We start from the raw sequence: 21,817 nt of genomic DNA, 5'->3' as shown, positions 1-21,817 counted from the left end.
CGGTGATTACACGCCGCCGGCGGTGAGCTTTTCCGGATCCAGCAGGACTTCCAGTTGGCTGCGTGGCAAGTCGGTGTGTTCAAGGGCTACATCAATCACCGGACGGCCTTGTTGATAGGCCTTCTTGGCGATTTCAGCAGCCTTTTGGTAACCAATGATCGGGTTAAGCGCGGTCACCAGGATCGGGTTGCGCGACAGCGCCTCCTTGAGCTTGGCTTCGTTGACCTTGAAGCTGGCGATGGCCTTATCGGCGAGCAACCGGCTGGAATTGGCCAGCAGTTCAAGGCTGCTCAACAGGTTCTGGGCGATGATCGGCAGCATCACGTTCAGCTCGAAGTTACCCGACTGCCCCGCGACGGTAATCACCGTGTCATTGCCGATCACCTGCGCGGCGACCATGGCGGTGGCTTCGGGAATCACCGGGTTGACCTTGCCCGGCATGATCGACGAGCCAGGCTGCAGGCCTTCCAGTTCGATTTCACCCAAGCCGGCGAGCGGGCCGGAGTTCATCCAGCGCAGGTCGTTGGCGATTTTCATCAGCGACACGGCAGTGGCTTTCAACTGGCCGGAGACGGCAACGGCCGTGTCCTGGGAGCCAATCAACGCAAACAGGTTCTTGCCCGGAGTGAATTTCACGGCGGTCAGACTGCTCAGTTGCTGGCTGAAACGCGCCGCGAATTCCGGGTGCGCGTTGATCCCGGTCCCAACGGCCGTGCCGCCCTGGGCAAGCGATTGCAGGCTTGGCAGCAGGTCCTGCAGGTGGGCGATGTTGGCTTTGAGCTGCTGCGCCCAGCCGTTGAGCACCTGGCTCATGCGCACCGGCATGGCATCCATCAGGTGCGTGCGCCCGGTCTTGATGAACGGGTGGACCTCTTCAGCCTTCCGCTCGATGACTTGCACCAGATGCAGCAGGGCCGGCAGCGTTTGCTCATGCAGGACCAACGCGGCGCTGACGTGAATCGTGGTCGGAATGATGTCGTTGCTGCTTTGACCGCAGTTCACATGATCATTGGGGTCGACCGCCTCGCCGAGCAGGCGGCTGGCCAGGGTGGCGATCACTTCGTTGGCATTCATGTTGGAGCTGGTGCCCGAGCCCGTCTGGAAGATATCCACCGGAAAGTGCTGCATGAAGTCGCCTTCCAGCAGGCCTTGGGCGGCGTCGACGATGGCCTTGCCCTGCCCTTCGCTGATTTGCTTGAGCTCGACGTTAACCTTGGCCGCAGCGGTTTTTGCCAGGATCAGCGCGCGGATGAACTGCGCTGGCATACGTTGGTGGCTGATCGGGAAATTGTTCACCGCGCGCTGGGTCTGGGCGCCATACAGCGCCTCGGCAGGCACTTGCAGCTCGCCCATGCTGTCGCGTTCGATACGGGTGTTACTCATCGGAAGATCCTTGCACCAAGTCAGAAACAGAAAGGGACGGCAGCAATTCGCAGGTCGCCAATTGCCAGGCAAAGGTCTGCCAGCGCTTGAGGCGGCAGGCACAGTGAGAGAGTTTTTCCAGGTCGCGCAGTGGGCGCCAGGCCTGGTCCAGGCAGATGGATCGCCAGTGCCAGGGCAAGGCGATATCGCTGGCGGTGTCGATCAACAGGCGCAAAGAGGTTTCAGCGATCGTCCACGGGTGAGTCGCGGTGCAACACGCCAGGTATCGACCTTCATTGAGGTAATGTTCGATCAGGCGAGGCTCGTTGGGATCGAGGCCGCAGCGAATCTGACGACTCATCCAGCGCCAGCTTTCCAGGTAGGGATCCTCATGCAGGACAGAACTCATGATCCACGCTCACTCGGTAATGATATTTATTATTAAATGATATTGAGAATCAAAACAAGAGTGGCAGATAAATCCAACTGCGAGGCAGGCATAAAAAAGGCGCGCCATCCTTACGATGGCGCGCCTTTTTTTGAAACGTCGCGGGTTAGCTGCCGGCGACAGTCATCCGCTCGATCAATACCGAACCGGTGCGAATGTTGCTGCGCAGTTCCAGGTCGTTACCCACCGCAACGATCTGTTTGAACATATCGCGCATATTGCCGGCGATCGTCACTTCCTGGACGGCGAACTGAATCTCGCCATTTTCCACCCAGAAACCCGCCGCACCACGGGAGTAATCACCGGTGACCATGTTCAGGCCACTGCCCATCAACTCGGTCACCAGCAAGCCGCGACCCATGCGACGCAACAGTGCCGCCTGATCTTCGTCGCCGTGGGTCACGAACAGGTTGTGCACGCCGCCGGAGTTGGCGGTGCTTGGCAGGCCAAGCTTGCGACCGGCGTAAGTGCCCAGTACGTAAGACACCAGTTCGCCGTTTTCGACAAACGGCTTGGCGTAGGTGGCAAGGCCATCACCGTCGAACGACGAACTGCCCATGGCACGCATCAGGTGCGGACGTTCATCGATGGTGAGCCACTCGGGAAACAGCTTCTGACCGATGGCACCTTCCAGAAACGACGACTTGCGGTACAGGTTGCCGCCGGAAATCGCCCCCAGGAAACTGCCGAACAGGCCTCCGGCCAGTTCCGCCGAAAACAGCACCGGTACTTCACAGGTCGGCACCGGGCGCGCGCCCAAGCGGCTCGCAGCACGTTGTGCAGCCCGTTGGCCGATGCTGACCGGGTCGGCCAGCAATTCGCCCTGACGGTTCACGTCATACCAGTAATCGCGCTGCATCTGGCCATTGGCTTCGGCGATCATCACGCAGCTCAAGCTATGGCGAGTGGACGCGTAACCACCGATAAAACCATGGCTGTTGCCATACACGCGGCAACCCTGATGAGTACTCAACGTGGTGCCATCGGCGTTCTTGATGCGGGGATCAGCGTCGAACGCGGCCGCTTCGCAGGTCAAGGCCTGTTCGATGGCTTGCTCGGGCGTGATGTCCCAGGCATGGAACAGATCGAAGTCTTTCAGATCCTTGGCCATCAGTGCCTTGTCGGCCAACCCCGAACTTTCATCTTCGGAGGTGTGCTTGGCAATCGCCAATGCGGCGGCGACCGTTTCGCGAATGGCTTCCGGGCCGCTGGCCGAGGTGCTGGCCGAGCCTTTGCGTTGCCCTACGTACAACGTGATGCCGAACCCCTGGTCGCGGTTGAATTCGACGGTTTCCACTTCCCGCTGGCGTACCGACGTCGACAGCCCCTGCTCCAGCGACACCGCCACTTCACAGGCACTGGCCCCCTGGCGCTTGGCCTCGGCAATGATCTGCTCGACTTGTTCCTGCAGTGCCGGTAACGCTTGCGGACCGACGCTTTGGGCTGCACTCATGGTTTTCTCCACTCAAATTCTGCTTTCGGTTAAGGCCATCGAGCGACCGGGCCGGACAAGCGGCCCCCGACTGGTTATCATGGCGGCGTTTCTTTGCGGACTGCCACCATGGTTGATTCTTACGACGACTCCCTCGATGGGGAGAAAAGCAAAACCCAGGTCAAACGAGAGCTGCATGCTCTGGTGGACCTTGGCGAGCGTCTTACAACGCTCAAGAAAGACTTGATTGCAAAACTGCCACTGACCGACGAAATGCGCCGGGCGCTTGCGGACGCACCCAAGCACACCGCGAATATCGCGCGTAAACGGCACATCATGTTTATCGGCAAGTTGATGCGCGATCAGGACATTGACGCGATTCTGGCGTTGCTTGATCAAACCGATGCCTCCACTCGCCAATACAACGAACGCTTCCATAACCTGGAGCGTTGGCGTGACCGCCTGATTGCAGGCGATGACGCGGTGCTGGAGAAATTCGTGCTGGACTACCCGGATGCGGACCGCCAGCAACTGCGCTCCCTGATCCGTCAGGCCCAGCACGAGCAGGCGCATAACAAGGCGCCGGCCACCAGCCGTAAAATGTTCAAGTACATCCGTGAGCTGGACGAGACTCAACGCGGCCTGCGCTGATCCTCTTCCCCGGGTGGCGGTCTTCGCCACCCGAAGCTCCACGCCTTACGAGCCCGTGCCACCCACGGTGATCGCATCAATTTTCAGCGTTGGCTGGCCGACACCCACCGGCACCGACTGCCCATCCTTGCCGCACGTACCCACGCCACTGTCCAGCGACAGGTCGTTACCGACCATCGACACCTTGCTCATGGCCTCCGGACCGTTACCAATCAACGTCGCCCCTTTGATCGGCGCGGTAATCTTGCCGTCTTCGATCAGGTACGCCTCGCTGGTGGAGAACACGAATTTGCCGCTGGTGATATCCACCTGGCCGCCGCCGAGGTTGGCGCAATAGATGCCGCGCTTTACCGAGGCGATGATCTCCGCAGGGTCGCTTTCGCCACCGAGCATGTAGGTGTTGGTCATACGCGGCATCGGCAGGTGCGCGTAAGACTCGCGGCGGCCGTTACCGGTGCGCGCCACGCCCATCAGGCGGGCGTTGAGCTTGTCTTGCATGTAACCCTTGAGCACGCCGTTTTCAATCAGCGTGGTGCACTCGGTCGGCGTGCCTTCGTCATCGACGCTCAGCGAGCCACGACGGCCAGCGAGGGTGCCGTCGTCGACAATCGTGCAGAGTTTGGACGCGACCATCTCGCCCATGCGCCCGCTGTAGGCCGAACTGCCTTTGCGGTTGAAGTCGCCTTCCAGGCCATGCCCCACGGCTTCGTGCAGAAGCACCCCGGACCAGCCCGAACCCAGTACCACCGGGAACGTACCGGCTGGCGCCGGAATGGCCTCCAGGTTGACCAGCGCCTGGCGCAACGCCTCACGGGCATACCCCATGGCACGGTCTTCAGCGAGGAAATAACGGTAGTCGGTACGCCCGCCGCCGCCGTGACCGCCACGCTCGCGACGGCCATTCTGCTCGACAATCACACTGACGTTGAAGCGCACCAAAGGCCGTACATCCGCCGCCAGCCCGCCGTCGGTGGACGCCACGAGAATGCGTTCCCACACACCGGCCATGCTCACGGTAACCTGCTGGATACGCGGGTCGAGGGCGCGGGTGGCCGCGTCGATACGCTTGAGCAAATCGACCTTCTCCGCCCGGCTGATCACTTCCAGGGGGTTATCCGGTGCATACAACTGGGCCACGTCCTGGGTGCTGAATGCCTGCACGGTACCGTTCTGGCCGGCGCGCGAAATCGAGCGCGCCGCACGTGCCGCGAGGCCCAATGCCTCAAGGGTGATGGCGTTACTGTAGGCAAAACCGGTCTTTTCACCGGACTGCGCGCGTACGCCAACGCCTTGGTCAAGGTTGAAACTGCCTTCCTTGACGATGCCGTCTTCGAGGGCCCAGGACTCGGAAATCTGCCCTTGGAAATACAGGTCAGCGGCGTCAATACCCGGCCCGGCCAAGTCGCCGAGCACGGCTTGCAAACTGTCGATGGTCACGCCACCGGGCGCCAGGAGATGTTCACTGACTGAGGACAACAACTCGCTCATAGGTTTGGCCTTAAATTCATCGTTCTGAAGCAGGTCGCTGCGCGCCCTGCGAGAAAAAGCGCCGATGGTTGACCACCGGCATGCGCGCCCGTATCGACGCCTGTTCACTGCTGTCGCGTTCGGCCAGCAACACCGCTTCGCCTTGATCCTGTTGTGTCAGCACACGCCCCCAAGGGTCGACAATCGCCGCATGCCCATAGGTTTCCCGTGGCCCCGGGTGCACGCCGCCTTGCGCCGCTGCCAGCAGGTAGCACTGGGTTTCGATGGCACGCGCGCGAATCAGCACGTCCCAGTGCGCGGCGCCGGTCACTGCCGTAAAGGCCGAAGGCGCGGTAATCAGTTCAGCCCCGGCCGCGCGCAATTCGCTGTACAGCTCGGGGAAGCGCAGGTCGTAACACACCGTCAGGCCCAATCGGCCGACGGGCGTATCCGCCACCACCACATTGCCACCAAAAGCATAGTCGTCAGATTCGCGATAACGACCTCGCGCATCGGCCACATCGACATCGAACAGGTGAAGCTTGTCGTAACGGGCGACGATTTCGCCTTGGTCATCGACCAGCAATGAGCAGGCGTTGGGTTTGGCGTTCGGTTGGTCCTTTGGCGGCAGCGGCAAAGTACCCGCCACTATCCATAAGGTGAGGTCGCGAGCGGTCTGTTTCAACCATGGCAAGATAGGGCCTTCGCCCAAGGCTTCGGCGCGGCCGATATCCGCCACGTCGCGACGGCCCATGGCCGCGAAGTTTTCCGGCAACACCGCCAGCTTCGCACCGTCCGCCGCCGCTTGCTCCAGCAGGCGCCGAGCCTGGGCCAGGTTAGCCAGCACATCGCTCTGGCTGACCATTTGAATTACCGCAAAGGACATGGGCCGACACTCCAAAATAGGCATGCGGCCATGCTACTCCACAGGCTCTCAGTTTGGCTTTTCAAATGGCTTGTCGAAGGTGATTTTTGGATCCTTCCACGGGCCTTGCACTTTGTATTGCACGCTGGCGAAGCGCGAAACACGGTCACCGATCAACTTGTCGATCAGGAACAAGGCGCCACCAATGGCCGGGGCACCCACAATCAGCGCGGCAATCGGCAGGTTATTGGTCACCGGCAGGGTGACCAGCAACTTGGCGTCGACACGGTCAGCCACCAGGTCCAGGGTGCCATTGAGCTCAAGGTTGGTAGAAGGCCCGGTCATGGTGATGGGTTCACGGGTCACGAATACGCCATTACTGGCGGCCAGCAAACCTTTGACCCGGTCATAGCTCAAGCCTTTGCCGAGCAGGTCAGAGAAGTCCAGGCGCAGACGGCGGCCGATGGAGTTGAAATTGAGCAAGCCGAACACCCGCAGGGCCTGGGCGCCGCCTTCCACTTCAACAAACTGACCTTTGCGGAACGCCGCATCCAGGCTGCCGGAAAAACGCTTGGGCCCGACCCAGGCTGGCGAACCCGGCCAACGACCGTCGACGTCCAAGTGGAAGTCTTCGCTGGTCACGGTCGGCGCAAAACCCCAACCCTTGAGTACATCGGCGATATTCTTGCCATCCAGGCGGCCCTTGTACCAACTGCTGCTGGCGCCCGGCGCGCCTTCCCAACCGCCAGCGCCGTTGAGCAGCATGCCCTTGAGACCCAGGTCGAGGTTGTTGAAGGCCAAGCCTTTGGCGGTAGGGCGTACCTTCAGCGACCAGGCGCCCACCAGGTCCGGCCCCTGGAACAGTTGCTTGATGGCAATATCCAGCGCCGGAATGTCCTTGGGGTCGATATCCGCCAACGGGTCTGGCGCATTTTCATCCGCCTGCACCGTCGGGTCCACCGCTGGGAGTTTCACGTATTGCAGGTTGATATCGATCGGCGCGCCCTTGGCGTCCGGCAGGTTGACCGAACCCTTGGCCTGTTGGCTGTCGAGCTGCAAGCCCCAGGCAGCGGGCTTGCGATCAAGCTGCAAGTTGACCTGATCAAACTGGGTACCAAAACCGGTCAATTTGCCCACCTTGAAGTCGGCGCCGCTGAGCAGTTGTTTGGCACTGCCGCCCGGGTCATTCCCGGCGTAGCGGTGAACCAGCTTTTTCCACGGGTCGATATCCAGCTCCGACAGCACACCGCGAATGCGCAAACCTTTGGCGGCAGGCAGCACGGCATCACCGTCGCCGAGGAACAACTCCCCGCGACCGTCATTGAACTTGTCGGGCGGCGAGGCAAAGGTAAAGCTCGCCAGTTCGCCGTAGTCAAACCAGTAGCGGCGCTCGGGGCCCTGCAAGGTCATGCGGAACACGCTATCGCGGCCTTGGCTGGCCGGCATGCCAAAGGGTGCCGGCAGGTCCACTGCAACGCCCTTCATGTTCGAGCTGACCATCAATTGGCTGTCGGCGCCGTCCAGGGTGAGCTGCAGCTGGTACGGAATGTCACCGGACACCGGCAACGGCTGGCTGATTTTCAACCAGTCCGTCAGGCGCTTGACCGTGACCTGGCCTTTCGCCGAGACGCGTGTGCTGATGTTGCCCGGCTTGCCATCGGCAAAAATCTGCGCCGTGATGGGCCGGTCAAAGGCCTGGGCCGAAATGTTCTGGCCACTCAGGCCCTTGGTGCTGTCGAAGCGGAAGTCACCTTTGAGCTGGGTCAGGTCCAGGGTCGGCTCGGCCAATTGCAGGCGCGCCTTGTCGGTCTGGAAGTCGACCACGATCTTCGGTTCAGTGCCCTTGGCCAGTGGGATATCCAGGTCCAGCTTGCCTTGCAGGTCGCCCTCGCCCTTCCAGCCGGCGAAGGTCGAACCGGTGCCGATCGGTGCTTCCTGGAGGATCTTCAGGCCATCACCCAAGCCACCCGCAAACCCGCCGGTTATCAGCAGGTGGCTGTCTTTGCCGGCCGGTGCGTGAGGAATATTGACGTAGACGTCCTTGACCTTGGTGTCGAGCAATTGGCCCTTGCTCGCCAGGATGCGCACACCGCTCTCCTCCACGAACACTTCGCCATTGACCTTGCTCACATGAGGCCAGCCCGGCTGGAACGCCAGCTCGGCGTCATGCACCTTGAAGAACAGGCTGATATTGCGCGCTGCCGGCGGTGCATCGTGGTTCAACGAGCCCTGGTACTGGAAGAAGCCTTGGTCGACCGCACCTTTGAGAATTGCCGTGCGCAACCACTCATCCAGGGCAGGGCTCAACACGGCGGGCAAATATTTGGCTGTGAAGCGGCCATCGCCATCAACCATGCCGACCCGCAGGTCCATGTAATCTTCCTGGCTGTGGTCGAAATGCAGGCGAATGAGGAAGTCGGCGGCGACGTTGCCCTCCTCGCCCAGCACCTTGATATACGGGGCGATCAGCGTGAAGCCTTCTTTGTCCAGCGTCCAGGTTAGGCGCGCATTGGCCTGGATGTACTGCCAGGGCTTGGCGAAGATCGGAAACAGGTGCAGCGAAAAGTCTTTGCTGTCCATGCGCAACTCGCCATGGCCCAGGTCGCCGCTGATGCTGCCGGACACGTTACGCGCGGCCGGTGCGCCGATATACGCATCAAAGCCGACGCGCTCCAGGTTGGCGGCAAAACTGACTTTCTGGTCGGTGGTGTCCTCAGGGCGGAAATCCACCAGCACGTTGCGCAACACGCCCGTGGCTTTCAGGTGCTCGACAGTTTTGGCGAAGCCTTCCGGCAAAGGTGCCAATGCATTGAGCAGCGGGGTTACGGGCGTCAGGTCAAGACGGTCGGCCTGCAGCTTCCAGGCTTCCTGGTCTTTATCGGTCGCCAGGGTTTGCTGCAATTGCAGGTGCGATTCCCAACGGGTGTCGCCGATGTTCATCGCCAGCGAATCAAACTGCACCTTGAGGCCGGTCTCACTGCGTTGCAGGTACGCCGTCAGGGCGAGATTCTCGATGTGTACCGGCTTGCGGTCGGCGTAGCTGCCCTTCACCTGAGGTGAGTTGAGGCGCACCACGGCGCTTTGCACGGTGCCCTTGGCCCAACTCAGCCAGAACTCGCCGCCGGCCTTGAACTGCGTGAGTTTCCATTGCTGGGTCAGTCTTGCGGGAATCCATTTGGCCCACTCACTTTGGGGCAGGCTGAGGTAAGCCTGGACTTCGCCGTCCTTCCACTGGCTGGCGCGGATACGGCTGCTCAGGCTCAGGGCCAGTGGCTGGCCGTCGGGCAGCGTCAGGCGCGCGTCCAAGCGTTGCCGCGTCATGCCGGTGTGCAGGCTCAGGCCCACGTAGGTCAGGGTCAACGGCGCCTGGTCGAAGGGCTGCAATGTTACCTGGCTGTCCAGCAATGACACGCGTTTGACCATTTGCATGCGCGTGAGCACCTGCTCCGGGTCCAGCGGCTGGTCGTCCTGCACCGGCAGGCCTTGCAGCGCCCAATGGCCGTCCTTGTCTTCCTTCACGCTCAGTTGCAGGCCGCTGACTTCCAGGTGGGCGATGCGCACTTCGCGGGCCATCAGGCTGGCCCAGATGTCCGGCACCACTTCAACCTGATCCAGGCGCAAGGCACTGTTGCCCTCACCCACCATCACGTCGTGGGCCAGCAACACCGGGGCGAAGCCGCTCCAACGGCCTTCGAGGCTGCCGATCTGCAGAGGCATCGCCACCGCGGCCTGGGCCTTGGCTTCGATTTCGGCGCGGTATTCGGCTACCAGCGGAGTCAATTCGCGACCCAGGCTCACGTACACCGCCGCCAATACCAGCAGCAACGCACAGAGGCCCAGGCCCCAACGGGTCAAAGCGGCAAAAAAGCGTATCAGACGCTCCATGTCAGGCGACCCTCAAGGCGGTTGTCGGACGGCAGATCAAGGTCTGCCGGTCTCGAAGAAAGAAAGCGAATGGGGATCAGAGCAGCACCACGTCGTATTGTTCCTGGGAATACATGGTTTCGACCTGGAAGCGAATCGTGCGCCCTATAAAACCCTCCAGCTCAGCAACGTTACCGGACTCTTCATCCAGCAACCGATCGACCACTTTCTGGTTGGCAAGCACTCTATAACCTTCGGCCTGGTAGGCACGTGCCTCCCGTAAGATTTCCCGGAAAATCTCGTAGCAAACCGTTTCCGGGGTCTTTAACTTGCCGCGGCCCTGGCAACTGCTGCACGGTTCGCACAGCACTTGTTCTAGGCTTTCGCGGGTGCGCTTGCGGGTCATCTGCACCAGGCCCAGCTCGGTGATGCCGATGATGTTGGTCTTGGCGTGATCGCGTTCCAGCTGCTTTTCAAGGGTGCGCAACACCTGGCGCTGGTGCTCTTCGTCTTCCATGTCGATGAAGTCGATAATGATGATGCCGCCCAGGTTGCGCAGGCGTAGTTGACGGGCAATCGCGGTGGCGGCTTCGAGGTTGGTCTTGAAGATGGTTTCTTCAAGGTTGCGATGGCCCACGAACGCACCGGTGTTGACGTCGATGGTGGTCATCGCCTCTGCCGGATCGACCACCAGGTAGCCGCCGGACTTGAGCGGTACTTTGCGCTCCAGGGCTTTCTGAATTTCGTCTTCGACGCCATACAGGTCGAAGATCGGTCGCTCGCCAGGGTAGTGTTCCAGGCGGTCGGCAATTTCCGGCATCAGCTCGGCAACAAATTGCGTGGTGCGCTGGAAGGTTTCCCGCGAGTCGATGCGAATTTTCTCTATCTTCGGGCTGACCAGGTCGCGCAGTGTGCGCAGGGCCAGGCCGAGGTCTTCATAGATGACGCTTGGTGCACCGATGGTTTTGATCTGCGCGCCAATCTGGTCCCACAGCCGCCGCAGGTAGCGGATGTCCATGAGGATTTCATCGGCACCGGCGCCTTCAGCGGCGGTGCGCAGGATAAAGCCGCCCGCCTCCTTGATGCCTTCGGCGGCGACGCAATCGCTGACCACCTTTTTCAGGCGCTCACGTTCTGCTTCGTCTTCGATTTTCAGGGAAATGCCGACATGCGCCGTGCGCGGCATGTACACCAGGTACCGCGACGGAATCGACAACTGAGTGGTCAGGCGCGCGCCTTTGGAACCGATGGGGTCCTTGGTGACTTGCACCACCAGGCTCTGCCCTTCATGCACCAGGGCGCTGATGCTTTCCACCGCAGGGCCTTCACGCAGGGAGATTTCCGAAGCGTGGATAAACGCGGCGCGGTCCAGGCCGATGTCGACGAAAGCCGCCTGCATGCCCGGCAGGACACGCACGACCTTGCCTTTATAGATGTTGCCGACGATCCCGCGCTTCTGGGTGCGCTCAACGTGCACTTCTTGCAGAACACCGTTCTCTACCACCGCCACGCGCGATTCCATCGGCGTGATATTGATCAGAATCTCTTCACTCATGGCTGGGTCTCGTTCAGGCGTTTTCACAATAGTGACCGATCGCTTAAGGCTGGGCGCTGTCGTACGGCGTTCAGCGCGCGGTAAGGTTTTGCCAACAGGGTATGCCGAATTGGCCGAGCAGTTGCGCGGTTTCGCACACCGGCAGGCCTACCACGGCGGAATAGCTGCCGTTGAGCCCGGCGACAAACACCGACCCGAGCCCCTGGATAGCATAGCCGCCCGCCTTGTCCTGGGGTTCGCCACTGTGCCAGTAGGTTGTAGCCTCTTCGACAGAAATACTGCGAAAACGTACCCGACTGCTGACACACAGCGTTTCGCAGCGCTGCCCGTCAGTCAGGGCGATAGCCGTGAGGACTTCATGTTCGCGCCCTGCAAGCGCCATCAACATTGCCAACGCGTCAGCTTGATCCACGGGCTTGCCAAGGATCTGGCCATCCACGATTACGGCCGTGTCGGCGCCCAACACGCAGGCTTGCGGGGTTTTATCGAGCGCAGCAAAACCCGCCGTGGCCTTGCCGCGCGCAAGACGCTCGACGTAGGCAACGGCGGATTCGTGTGTAAGAGGAGTTTCGTCAATGGCGGCGCTGACCACGGTAAAGGGCACACCGATCTGGGTCAGCAGTTCACGCCGCCTGGGAGAGCCCGAGGCCAGATAAAGCGAATTCATTGCAGACTCTCCCTGTGGGGTTCGATAACCAGGCAGAGCCTCGCAATCCATTCAATTGATTTTGTAGCGACGACGTAACCCACGCAGACCGAAGCTGACCCATGGCCACAGTAATGCACTGACCAGGGCCGGCAGCACCAACGCCAGGGTTGGCTGGCGGTTGCCGGTCAAGGCGCTGAGCCACAGCTGTACCAACTGCGCCAGGCCGAAAATCACCAAAATGACCAGGCACTGCTGCCACATCGGGAACATGCGCAAACGCTGCTGCAATGACAACACCAGGAACGTAATCAGGGTGAGGATCAACGCGTTCTGACCCAGCAAGGTGCCATACAGCACGTCTTCCGCCAAGCCCAGGCACATCGCCGTGACCATGCCGACTTTGTGCGGCAGGGTCAGCGACCAGAAGGCCAGTAACAACGCGAGCCAGAGCGGGCGCAGGATTTCCATGAATTGCGGGAGTGGCGAAACACTAAGCAGCAAACCGATGGCGAATGTCAGCCAGACGATCCAGCCATTACGCGAATGAGTACCGGCCATTATTCCTCCCTCTGCCGCGTGGTTGCGGGGGCAGCGGCCGGCGGCCTGGCTGCGGGCGTCGTGGTAGCAGGCGCAGTAGCAGCAGGCGAGACCACTGCGGGCTTGGCAGCCGGTTTAGCCGGGCGTGCGCTGTGGGCTGCCGGCTTGACCGGGGTTGCCACTGGCGCTGCCGGGGTGGCCGGTGGCGCAGGCGGCCCGACAAATGCCGGCTTCGGCACCGTGGCGGGCACGATCGGCCCTGTCCCGTTCTGTTTGTCTTCCGCTTCCTGGGCCTGGGCGGCATCGTTGGCGCGCTCTTCCGGGGTACGGTTGTCGCTGAAGACCAGCAGCAGGTAACGGCTGCGGTTGAGGGCAGCGGTCGGTACGGCACGCACGATGGCAAATGGCTGGCCGGAATCGTGAATCACTTCCTTGACCGTCGCCACCGGGTAACCCGCCGGGAACCGCTGCCCCAAACCTGAGCTGACCAGCAGGTCGCCTTCCTTGATGTCGGCGGTGTCGGCTACGTGCCGCAACTCCAGGCGCTCGGGGTTGCCGGTGCCGCTGGCAATTGCGCGCAAGCCGTTGCGGTTGACCTGTACCGGAATGCTGTGGGTCGTGTCCGTCAGCAGCAACACCCGCGAGGTGTAGGGCATCAGCTCGACCACCTGGCCCATCAGGCCACGGGCATCGAGCACCGGCTGGCCGAGGACCACACCGTCGCGCTCACCCTTGTTGATGATGATGCGATGGGTAAAGGGGTTGGGGTCCATGCCGATCAACTCGGCCACTTCGACCTTCTCGTTGACCAAGGCGGAGGAATTGAGCAACTCGCGCAGCCGAACGTTCTGCTCGGTGAGGGCCGCCAGCTTTTGCATGCGCCCCTGCAACAGCAGGTTTTCAGTCTTGAGTTTTTCGTTCTCGGCGACCAGCTCGGTGCGGCTGCCGAATTGGCTGGCCACGCCCTGGTAGAGACGTTGCGGCAGGTCGGTGATCCAGTAAGTCTGCATCAACACCAGCGACATCTGGCTACGCACGGGCTTGAGCAGAGCAAAGCGGGCATCGACCACCATCAGCGCGACCGAAAGCACGACCAGCACCAATAAGCGCACGCCCAATGAGGGGCCTTTGGCGAAAAGCGGTTTAATAAGCCGCTCCTCCCAGGCAAATGTTCTCTTTATTCATACGGCATCTAACCGGCCCGGATGCAGATTGAAGAAGATAAACGCCAACAGGCAGCACTGCAAAGTGCTGCCTGCCGACGAAGCATGAACCATCCAGACGATCTTATTCGCTGGAAAGCAGGTCCATGGTGTGTTTATCCATCATTTCCAGTGCACGGCCACCGCCACGGGCGACGCAGGTCAGCGGGTCTTCGGCGACGATCACCGGCAGGCCGGTTTCCTGGGCCAGCAACTTGTCGAGGTCGCGCAGCAAGGCGCCACCACCGGTCAGTACCAGGCCACGCTCGGCGATATCAGACGCCAATTCCGGCGGCGATTGCTCCAGGGCGCTCTTCACAGCCTGAACGATGGTAGCCAGGGACTCTTGCAGAGCTTCCAGCACTTCATTGGAGTTCAGGGTGAAGGCACGTGGAACGCCCTCGGCCAGGTTGCGACCGCGAACATCGACTTCGCGCACTTCGCCACCCGGGTAAGCAGTGCCGATTTCCTGCTTGATGCGCTCGGCGGTGGATTCGCCGATCAGGCTGCCGTAGTTACGACGCACGTACGTGATGATCGCTTCGTCGAAGCGGTCGCCGCCTACGCGCACGGATTCGGCATACACCACACCGTTCAGGGAAATCAGGGCGATTTCAGTGGTACCACCACCGATATCCACCACCATCGAACCGCGCGCTTCTTCAACCGGCAGGCCGGCACCGATCGCGGCGGCCATTGGCTCTTCGATCAGGAACACTTCACGGGCACCGGCGCCAAGGGCCGATTCACGGATGGCACGACGCTCCACCTGGGTGGATTTGCATGGAACGCAGATCAGCACACGAGGGCTGGGCTGCAGGAAACTGTTTTCGTGAACCTTGTTGATGAAGTACTGCAGCATCTTTTCGCAGACGCTGAAGTCGGCAATCACGCCATCCTTCATCGGACGAATGGCAGCGATGTTGCCCGGTGTTCGGCCAAGCATGCGCTTGGCCTCGGTGCCAACGGCAACGACACTTTTCTGATTACCATGGGTCCGAATGGCCACAACTGATGGCTCATTCAGAACGATACCGCGCTCGCGCACGTAAATAAGGGTGTTGGCAGTGCCCAGGTCAATGGAAAGATCGCTGGAAAACATGCCACGCAGTTTCTTGAACATGGGGAAAGGACCCTAGGCAACGCGTGGGTAAAAAAGTGCGGCAAACTCTAACAACGACAGGGATTTTGGGCAAGGCGCCAATGTGCTAAATTGGCCGACTTTCTGTGCACCAACCCCCACAATCGCGGCCATATGACCGTAGAAATGCGGTAGTGTTCCGACAATCTAACACACGGACGCCTTCCGTTCTGTTTTCCACTGGAGAATCCCATGGCGCTTGAACGCTCCGACGTGGAAAAAATCGCTCACCTGGCCCATTTGGGCCTGGTTGAAGCCGATCTTCCACCGATTACCGCAGCCCTGAACAGCATTCTCGGGCTGGTTGACCAAATGCAGGCCGTCAATACCGACGGCATCGAGCCCCTGGCTCACCCGCTGGAAGCCAGTCAGCGCCTGCGCGCAGACGTTGTGACCGAACGAAATAATCGCGAGGCTTACCAGTCCATCGCGCCAGCGGTCGAAAACGGCCTGTACCTGGTTCCGAAAGTCATCGACTAAAGGGAAAGAGCCTGCAATGCATCACATGACTCTGGCCGAGATCGCCCGCGGTCTCGCCGACAAAAAGTTTTCTTCCGAAGAGCTGACCAAGACCTTGCTGGCGCGTATCGCCGAGCTGGACCCCAAGGTCAACAGCTTCATCAGCCTCACCGAAGAGCTGGCCCTGAGCCAGGCCAAGGCCGCCGACGTGCGTCGCGCCAACGGTGAGAACAGCGCGCTGTTGGGCGCACCGATCGCCCACAAAGACCTGTTCTGCACCCAGGGTATCCGCACCAGTTGCGGCTCGAAGATGCTCGACAACTTCAGGGCGCCCTACGACGCCACCGTGGTGTCCAAGCTGGCTGCCGCCGGGGCCGTAACCCTGGGCAAGACCAACATGGACGAATTCGCCATGGGTTCGGCCAACGAGTCGAGCTACTACGGCGCGGTGAAAAACCCGTGGAACCTGGAACACGTGCCTGGCGGTTCCTCCGGCGGCTCGGCTGCTGCTGTGGCTGCACGTTTCCTGCCGGCGGCTACTGCCACCGACACCGGCGGTTCGATCCGCCAGCCCGCCGCGTTCACCAACCTCACCGGCCTTAAACCGACCTACGGTCGTGTTTCCCGCTGGGGCATGATCGCCTACGCCTCCAGCCTGGATCAGGGCGGCCCTCTGGCACGCACGGCTGAAGACTGCGCAATATTGTTACAAGGCATGGCAGGGTTCGATAAACAGGACTCCACCAGCATCGATGAGCCGGTGCCAGACTACAGCGCCAGCCTCAATACCTCGCTTAAAGGCCTGCGTATTGGTGTGCCGAAAGAGTATTTCAGCGCCGGCCTCGACCCGCGCATCGCCGAGCTGGTGCACAACAGCGTCAAGGAGCTGGAAAAGCTCGGCGCCGTGATCAAGGACATCAGCCTGCCGAACAACCAGCACGCGATCCCTGCGTACTACGTGATCGCGCCGGCAGAAGCCTCCTCCAACCTGTCCCGGTTCGACGGCGTGCGCTTCGGCTACCGCTGCGAAAACCCGAAAGACCTGACCGATTTGTACAAACGCTCCCGTGGCGAAGGCTTCGGTGCCGAAGTACAACGCCGGATCATGGTCGGCGCCTACGCGCTGTCGGCCGGTTACTACGACGCGTACTACCTCAAGGCGCAAAAGATCCGTCGCCTGATCAAGAACGACTTCATGGCAGCCTTTGAAGAAGTTGACGTGATCCTCGGCCCAACCACGCCGAACCCGGCCTGGAAGATCGGCGCCAAGACCGGCGACCCGATCGCCGAGTACCTGGAAGACCTCTACACCATCACCGCCAACCTCGCGGGTTTGCCGGGCTTGTCCATGCCAGCAGGCTTTGTCGATGGCTTGCCGGTTGGCGTGCAACTGCTCGCCCCGTATTTCCAGGAAGGCCGCCTGCTCAATGTGGCGCACCAGTACCAGTTGAACACCGACTGGCACACCCGCACCCCTACCGGCTTCTGAGGAGAACACTATGCAATGGGAAGTTGTGATCGGGCTGGAGATTCATACCCAGCTCGCCACCCAATCGAAGATTTTCTCCGGTAGCGCCACCACGTTCGGCTCCGAGCCCAACACCCAGGCCAGCCTGGTCGACCTGGGCATGCCCGGCGTATTGCCGGTGCTGAACGAGGAAGCGGTGCGCATGGCGGTGATGTTCGGCCTGGCGATTGACGCCGAGATCGGCCAGCACAACGTGTTCGCGCGCAAAAACTACTTCTACCCGGACCTGCCCAAGGGCTACCAGATCAGCCAGATGGAATTGCCGATCGTCGGCAAGGGCTACCTGGACATCCCGTTGGAAGACGGCACCATCAAGCGTGTCGGCGTAACACGTGCGCACCTGGAAGAAGATGCCGGCAAGAGCCTGCATGAAGAATTCAATGGCGCCACCGGCATCGACCTGAACCGCGCCGGCACGCCGCTGCTGGAGATCGTTTCCGAGCCGGACATGCGCAGCGCCAAGGAAGCCGTGGCCTACGTCAAGACCATCCATGCGCTGGTGCGTTACCTGGGTATCTGCGACGGCAACATGGCCGAAGGCTCGCTGCGTTGCGACTGCAACGTGTCGGTGCGGCCAAAAGGCCAGGTCGAATACGGCACCCGCTGCGAGATCAAGAACGTCAACTCGTTCCGTTTCATCGAGAAGGCGATCAACACCGAAGTGCGTCGCCAGATCGAGCTGATCGAAGACGGCGGCAAGGTGATCCAGCAAACGCGCCTGTACGACCCGAACAAAGACGAAACCCGCGCCATGCGCAGCAAAGAGGAAGCCAACGACTACCGTTACTTCCCCGACCCGGACCTGTTGCCGGTGGTCATCGAGGATTCGTTCCTCAATGACGTGCGCGCCACCCTGCCGGAATTGCCGCCGCAGAAACGCGAGCGCTTCCAGGAGCAGTTCGGCCTGTCGGTCTACGACGCCAGCGTACTGGCATCGAGCCGCGAGCAAGCCGACTACTTCGAAAAAGTCGTGAGCATCGCCGGTGACGCCAAGCTGGCAGCCAACTGGGTGATGGTTGAGCTGGGCAGCCTGCTGAACAAACAGGGCCTGGAAATCGACGAAGCCCCGGTCACCGCCGAGCAATTGGGCGGCATGCTGCTGCGCATCAAGGACAACACGATCTCCGGCAAAATCGCCAAGACCGTGTTTGAAGCCATGGCCGCCGGCGAAGGCAATGCCGACGAGATCATCGACGAGCGTGGCCTCAAGCAAGTGACCGACAGCGGCGCCATCTCGGCCGTGCTGGACGAAATGCTCGCGGCCAATGCCGAACAAGTTGAGCAGTACCGTGCGGCAGACGAAGCCAAGCGCGGCAAAATGTTCGGCTTCTTTGTCGGTCAGGCGATGAAAGCCTCCAAAGGCAAAGCCAACCCGCAACAGGTGAACGAACTGCTGAAAAGCAAGCTCGAAGGCTGATCGCAACAGCTTAAGTGCAGGAACCGGCTTGTGTGGGAGCCGGGCTTGCCCGCGATGCAGGCACCTCGGACCTCCAGGAGAACCGAGTTGCAGCCATCGCAGGCAAGCCAGCTCCCACACAGACCTGCTTCCACATTTGTAACGGGGATATCCAGAAAATGAAGCGTCTACTCGGCCTCCTGGCCCTGTTCTCTCTGTTGGCCGGTTGCGCCAGCGGCCTCATCGACCCCGACGGCTACGACGAAACCGGCACCGCCTCCTATTACGGCGCCAAGCACCATGGCAACAAGACCGCCAGCGGTGAACCCTTCAACCAGAACGCCCTGACCGCCGCCCATCGGCGCTTGCCCTTCGGCACTCAGGTCAAGGTGACCAATCTCGACAACAACAAATCCGTGGTGGTACGCATCAACGATCGCGGCCCGCATACCCGTGGGCGCCTGATCGACGTTTCACGCAAAGCCGCCGAGCAACTCGGTATGCTCGGCAGCGGCACTGCACGCGTACGCGTGCAGGCCATGAGCAATTGACAGAGGAGCCCTGGCCATTTTCGGATTAACCGCCCTTTCGCCCTGGAGCCTGATCGAACTGGTCAGCGGCCTGGTGTTGCTGATTGTCGGCGCCGAAATCCTCGTGCGCGCCGCCGTGCGCTTGGCGGCCAGCCTCAAGGTGCGGCCACTGATCATCGGCTTGAGCATCGTCGCCTTCGGCAGCAGCGCGCCGCAGATGGCCGTCAGTGTGCAGGCAACCCTGGCCGGCAACACCGATATCGCCGTGGGCAGCGTGATCGGCAGCAGCATTTTCAACATTCTCGTGACCCTGGGCTTGTCCGCGCTGATCATCCCGCTGCGGGTCTCACGGCAACTGGTGCGCCTGGACATCCCGGTGATGATTTTCGCCGCCCTGCTGGTGTTTACCCTGTCGGCCAATGAAGAGCTCACGCCGTTCGACGGCGCGGTGTTGCTGGCGGCACTGGTGGCTTACCTCGCGCTGCTGCATTACCAGACCCGCCATTCACGCCGCCCACGCACGCTGGACACGGTGACCAGTGCGCCCTGGCTAAGCAGCGTGTTGCTGATGTTGGGTGGGCTGTTGATTCTGGTGCTGGCCGGGCACTTGCTGCTGGGTGCGGCCGTCGAGGTGGCGAGCGATTTGGGGCTGTCGGAACGCATCATCGGCCTGACGCTGATCGGCGTCGGCACCTCGCTGCCGTGCCTGGCCACCTCGTTGATTGCCGCGCTGCGCGGCGAGCGGGAAATTGCCGTGGGCAACGTGATCGGCAGCAACCTGTTTAACCTGCTGGGCGTGCTGGGCTTTACCGCCCTGGTCGCGCCCTCGCCGCTGTCGGTGTCGCCCAACGCGCTGGATTTCGACCTGCCGGTGATGCTCGGCGTTGTGGTGCTGTGCCTGCCGATCTTTTATACCGGCTACCGCGTGACCCGCGCCGAGGGCCTGGTGTTCCTTGGCCTGTATCTGGTGTATGGGCTGCATGTGGTGTCATTTACCTTCGGCATGCCACTGGCGACCAAGCTCGAACACCTGATGCTGTATTACGTCCTGCCAGTGCTGGTGGCGTTTGTGTTGTTCAGCACGCTGCGAGCCTGGCGCCGCCAACACACGAGGGAATCGCAATGACCGATCAGAAAAAACCCGGGGTTGAAATGCGTCGCCAGGTGATGGGCGATGTATTCGTCGATCGCGCCCTGGGCAATGCCACCGAGTTCACCCAGCCACTGCAGGACTTCGTCAACGAGCACGCGTGGGGCAGCGTGTGGAACCGCGAAGGCCTGTCGCTGAAGACACGCAGCCTGATCACCCTCGCCGCCCTGACTGCGCTCAAGTGCCCGCAGGAGCTGAAGGGCCACGTGCGTGGCGCACTGAACAATGGCTGCACGGTGGAAGAGATTCGTGAGGCGCTGCTGCATTGCGCGGTGTATGCCGGCGTGCCGGCGGCGATTGATGCGTTTCGGGCGGCGCAGGAAGTGATTGAGGCGTATCAGGCAGATCAGCAGTGACGGTCAGATAGCTATCGCAGGCAAGCCAGCTCCCACGTTTGAATGTGTTCGCAAATCAAAAATGTGGGAGCTGCGGTGCGACGATTCGACTTGCCTGCGATTGGCCCTAGGTTCACCGAAGACTTCAGATCCAGCCACCCGCCTGCAACACAAAGATCCCGATATTGGTGGTCACCGCCGCCATCAAGGTGGTGATCACAATAATCGCCGCCGCCAATTCATGATTGCCCTCCGCCGCCCTGGCCATGACAAAGCTGGCCGCCGCCGTCGGCGCGCCGAAGTATAAAAACAGAATCCCCAGTTCCGGCCCACGAAAGCCCAGCAGCCAGGCGCCCAGTGTCGCCAACAGCGGCAAACCGATCATCTTCACCAGGCTGGCACTCAGGGCCATGCTCCCGCTTTTGCGCAACGCCGCGAGTGACAAGGTGCCGCCGATGCAGATCAGGGCCAACGGCAAGGTCATGTCTGCCAGGTACTGGCCGGAAGACTCCAGCCACCCCGGCAAGCCAATCTTGAAAATGGCAAAGGGCGCGGCCACGATCACGCTGATGATCAGCGGGTTGGCCACCACACTCTTGAAGATGCTCCACGGGTCAGACTTGATGACCGGGCTGTACACCGCCAGCACGATGGTCGACAGGGTGTTGTAGAACAGGATTACCAAGGCCGCGAGGATCGCGCCGAGGGAGATGCCGTAGTCGCCATACATACTGGCGGCCAGTGCCAGGCCGATGACCCCGTTGTTGCCGCGAAACGACCCTTGGGTATAGATACCGCGGTCTTCACGCGGGCACCGATAGATCGCCCACCCCCAGGCCAGGGCGAAGCTCAACAACGTGGCGACGGCAAAATAGATCAGCAACCCCGGCTTGAGCGCCGCGTGCAGGTCGGCATGCAGGATGCCGAGGAACAGCAGCGCCGGCATGGTGACGTTGAACACCAGGGACGAAGCTGTGTGGATAAAGTTGTCGTTGATCCAATTGATGCGCTTGAGCAGCACACCGAGGAACAGCATGGCAAACACCGGCGCGGTGATGGTGAGGGTGGTGAGGAAGATAGCCAGCATGCCGGGGAGAACCTTGGTGGGTGTCGTCAGGTGGCTAATGATAAGCCATGCAGCCGGCGGCGTCTGGTAGGCCGCCTTCGGGAGCAAGCCCCCTCCCACCTTTAACTGTGCTCACCTATCCAGATGTGGGAGCTGGCTTGCCTGCGATTGCAGTGTGTC

General features: G+C 61.1%; 19 protein-coding genes. 7 read left to right on the top strand and 12 right to left on the bottom strand.

From position 1 onward, the window contains the following. Nucleotides 1–6: 6 nt before the first annotated feature. From WBB95_RS23140 to pmbA, 3 genes are all read right to left on the bottom strand, one after another. Complete coding sequence (locus WBB95_RS23140) at nt 7–1,383, bottom strand: class II fumarate hydratase (protein WP_424489679.1); 1,377 nt, start codon at nt 1,381–1,383, stop codon at nt 7–9. Next, complete coding sequence (locus WBB95_RS23135; protein ID WP_424489678.1) at nt 1,376–1,771, bottom strand: FagA protein; 396 nt, start codon at nt 1,769–1,771, stop codon at nt 1,376–1,378. The genes WBB95_RS23140 and WBB95_RS23135 overlap by 8 nt, the downstream gene beginning before the upstream one ends. A 145-nt stretch (nt 1,772–1,916) precedes the next feature. Continuing rightward, nucleotides 1,917–3,263, bottom strand: a complete 1,347-nt coding sequence (gene pmbA / locus WBB95_RS23130; protein WP_424489677.1) for a metalloprotease PmbA — start codon at nt 3,261–3,263, stop codon at nt 1,917–1,919. A gap of 108 nt (nt 3,264–3,371) precedes the next feature. Here pmbA and yjgA point away from each other — a divergent pair, with 108 nt between their 5' ends. After that, nucleotides 3,372–3,893, top strand: a complete 522-nt coding sequence (gene yjgA, locus WBB95_RS23125; protein ID WP_424489676.1) for a ribosome biogenesis factor YjgA — start codon at nt 3,372–3,374, stop codon at nt 3,891–3,893. A 45-nt stretch (nt 3,894–3,938) separates the two neighbouring features. On the opposite strand, the gene tldD is transcribed toward yjgA, so the two are convergent. The 8 genes from tldD to mreB all read right to left on the bottom strand — a co-directional run bounded on the left by tldD (nt 3,939) and on the right by mreB (nt 15,155). Beyond that, nucleotides 3,939–5,381, bottom strand: coding sequence for a metalloprotease TldD (tldD, locus tag WBB95_RS23120; protein WP_424489675.1), 1,443 nt, complete (start codon nt 5,379–5,381; stop codon nt 3,939–3,941). A 16-nt stretch (nt 5,382–5,397) separates the two neighbouring features. Continuing rightward, nucleotides 5,398–6,246: a carbon-nitrogen hydrolase family protein gene (locus WBB95_RS23115; RefSeq protein ID WP_424489674.1), complete on the bottom strand. Its 849-nt coding sequence runs from the start codon at nt 6,244–6,246 to the stop codon at nt 5,398–5,400. 48 nt (nt 6,247–6,294) lie between these two features. Further along, the gene (locus WBB95_RS23110; protein ID WP_424489673.1) at nt 6,295–10,110 is read right to left on the bottom strand and encodes a YhdP family protein; all 3,816 of its coding nucleotides are present in this window, start codon (nt 10,108–10,110) and stop codon (nt 6,295–6,297) included. Between the two features lie 76 nt (nt 10,111–10,186). Beyond that, nucleotides 10,187–11,644 carry a ribonuclease G gene (rng, locus tag WBB95_RS23105; RefSeq protein WP_010213134.1) on the bottom strand — a complete coding sequence of 486 codons (1,458 nt, stop codon included), beginning with the start codon at nt 11,642–11,644 and terminating at the stop codon, nt 10,187–10,189. A 70-nt stretch (nt 11,645–11,714) separates the two neighbouring features. Further along, a complete protein-coding gene (locus WBB95_RS23100) occupies nt 11,715–12,311 on the bottom strand; it encodes a Maf family protein (protein ID WP_424489672.1) in 597 nt (198 codons plus the stop codon). Nucleotides 12,312–12,362: 51 nt separating this feature from the next. Then, nucleotides 12,363–12,851 (bottom strand): rod shape-determining protein MreD, encoded by a 489-nt coding sequence (mreD, locus tag WBB95_RS23095; RefSeq protein WP_017138250.1) that lies wholly within the window; start codon nt 12,849–12,851, stop codon nt 12,363–12,365. Beyond that, complete coding sequence (gene mreC, locus WBB95_RS23090; protein ID WP_424489694.1) at nt 12,851–13,978, bottom strand: rod shape-determining protein MreC; 1,128 nt, start codon at nt 13,976–13,978, stop codon at nt 12,851–12,853. The genes mreD and mreC overlap by 1 nt, the downstream gene beginning before the upstream one ends. 139 nt (nt 13,979–14,117) lie before the next feature. Continuing rightward, nucleotides 14,118–15,155, bottom strand: a complete 1,038-nt coding sequence (mreB, locus tag WBB95_RS23085; protein WP_002555108.1) for a rod shape-determining protein MreB — start codon at nt 15,153–15,155, stop codon at nt 14,118–14,120. A 210-nt stretch (nt 15,156–15,365) separates the two neighbouring features. Here mreB and gatC point away from each other — a divergent pair, with 210 nt between their 5' ends. The 6 genes from gatC (at nt 15,366) to WBB95_RS23055 (ending at nt 20,592) form a co-directional block, all read left to right on the top strand. Beyond that, on the top strand, nt 15,366–15,653 hold the full coding sequence (gene gatC, locus WBB95_RS23080; protein ID WP_424489671.1) for an Asp-tRNA(Asn)/Glu-tRNA(Gln) amidotransferase subunit GatC: 288 nt from the start codon (nt 15,366–15,368) through the stop codon (nt 15,651–15,653). A 16-nt stretch (nt 15,654–15,669) separates the two neighbouring features. Continuing rightward, nucleotides 15,670–17,121, top strand: a complete 1,452-nt coding sequence (gene gatA / locus WBB95_RS23075; protein ID WP_424489670.1) for an Asp-tRNA(Asn)/Glu-tRNA(Gln) amidotransferase subunit GatA — start codon at nt 15,670–15,672, stop codon at nt 17,119–17,121. Nucleotides 17,122–17,131: 10 nt separating this feature from the next. Beyond that, nucleotides 17,132–18,577 carry an Asp-tRNA(Asn)/Glu-tRNA(Gln) amidotransferase subunit GatB gene (gene gatB / locus WBB95_RS23070; protein WP_424489669.1) on the top strand — a complete coding sequence of 482 codons (1,446 nt, stop codon included), beginning with the start codon at nt 17,132–17,134 and terminating at the stop codon, nt 18,575–18,577. Between the two features lie 158 nt (nt 18,578–18,735). After that, entirely contained in the window at nt 18,736–19,107 is a 372-nt protein-coding gene (locus tag WBB95_RS23065) for a septal ring lytic transglycosylase RlpA family protein (protein ID WP_424489668.1), read from the top strand. Nucleotides 19,108–19,165: 58 nt separating this feature from the next. After that, nucleotides 19,166–20,212 carry a calcium/sodium antiporter gene (locus WBB95_RS23060; protein ID WP_424489693.1) on the top strand — a complete coding sequence of 349 codons (1,047 nt, stop codon included), beginning with the start codon at nt 19,166–19,168 and terminating at the stop codon, nt 20,210–20,212. Further along, nucleotides 20,209–20,592: a carboxymuconolactone decarboxylase family protein gene (locus tag WBB95_RS23055; protein ID WP_424489667.1), complete on the top strand. Its 384-nt coding sequence runs from the start codon at nt 20,209–20,211 to the stop codon at nt 20,590–20,592. Before WBB95_RS23060 ends, WBB95_RS23055 begins: the two co-directional genes overlap by 4 nt. A gap of 124 nt (nt 20,593–20,716) precedes the next feature. Here WBB95_RS23055 and WBB95_RS23050 read toward each other — a convergent pair whose 3' ends face one another. Continuing rightward, complete coding sequence (locus tag WBB95_RS23050) at nt 20,717–21,658, bottom strand: AEC family transporter (protein ID WP_424489666.1); 942 nt, start codon at nt 21,656–21,658, stop codon at nt 20,717–20,719. Nucleotides 21,659–21,817 lie beyond the last annotated feature (159 nt).

Source organism: Pseudomonas sp., from assembly GCF_049645325.1.
Classification (GTDB): Bacteria; Pseudomonadota; Gammaproteobacteria; order Pseudomonadales; family Pseudomonadaceae; genus Aquipseudomonas.
This window is presented reverse-complemented; position numbering and strand designations above follow the sequence as displayed.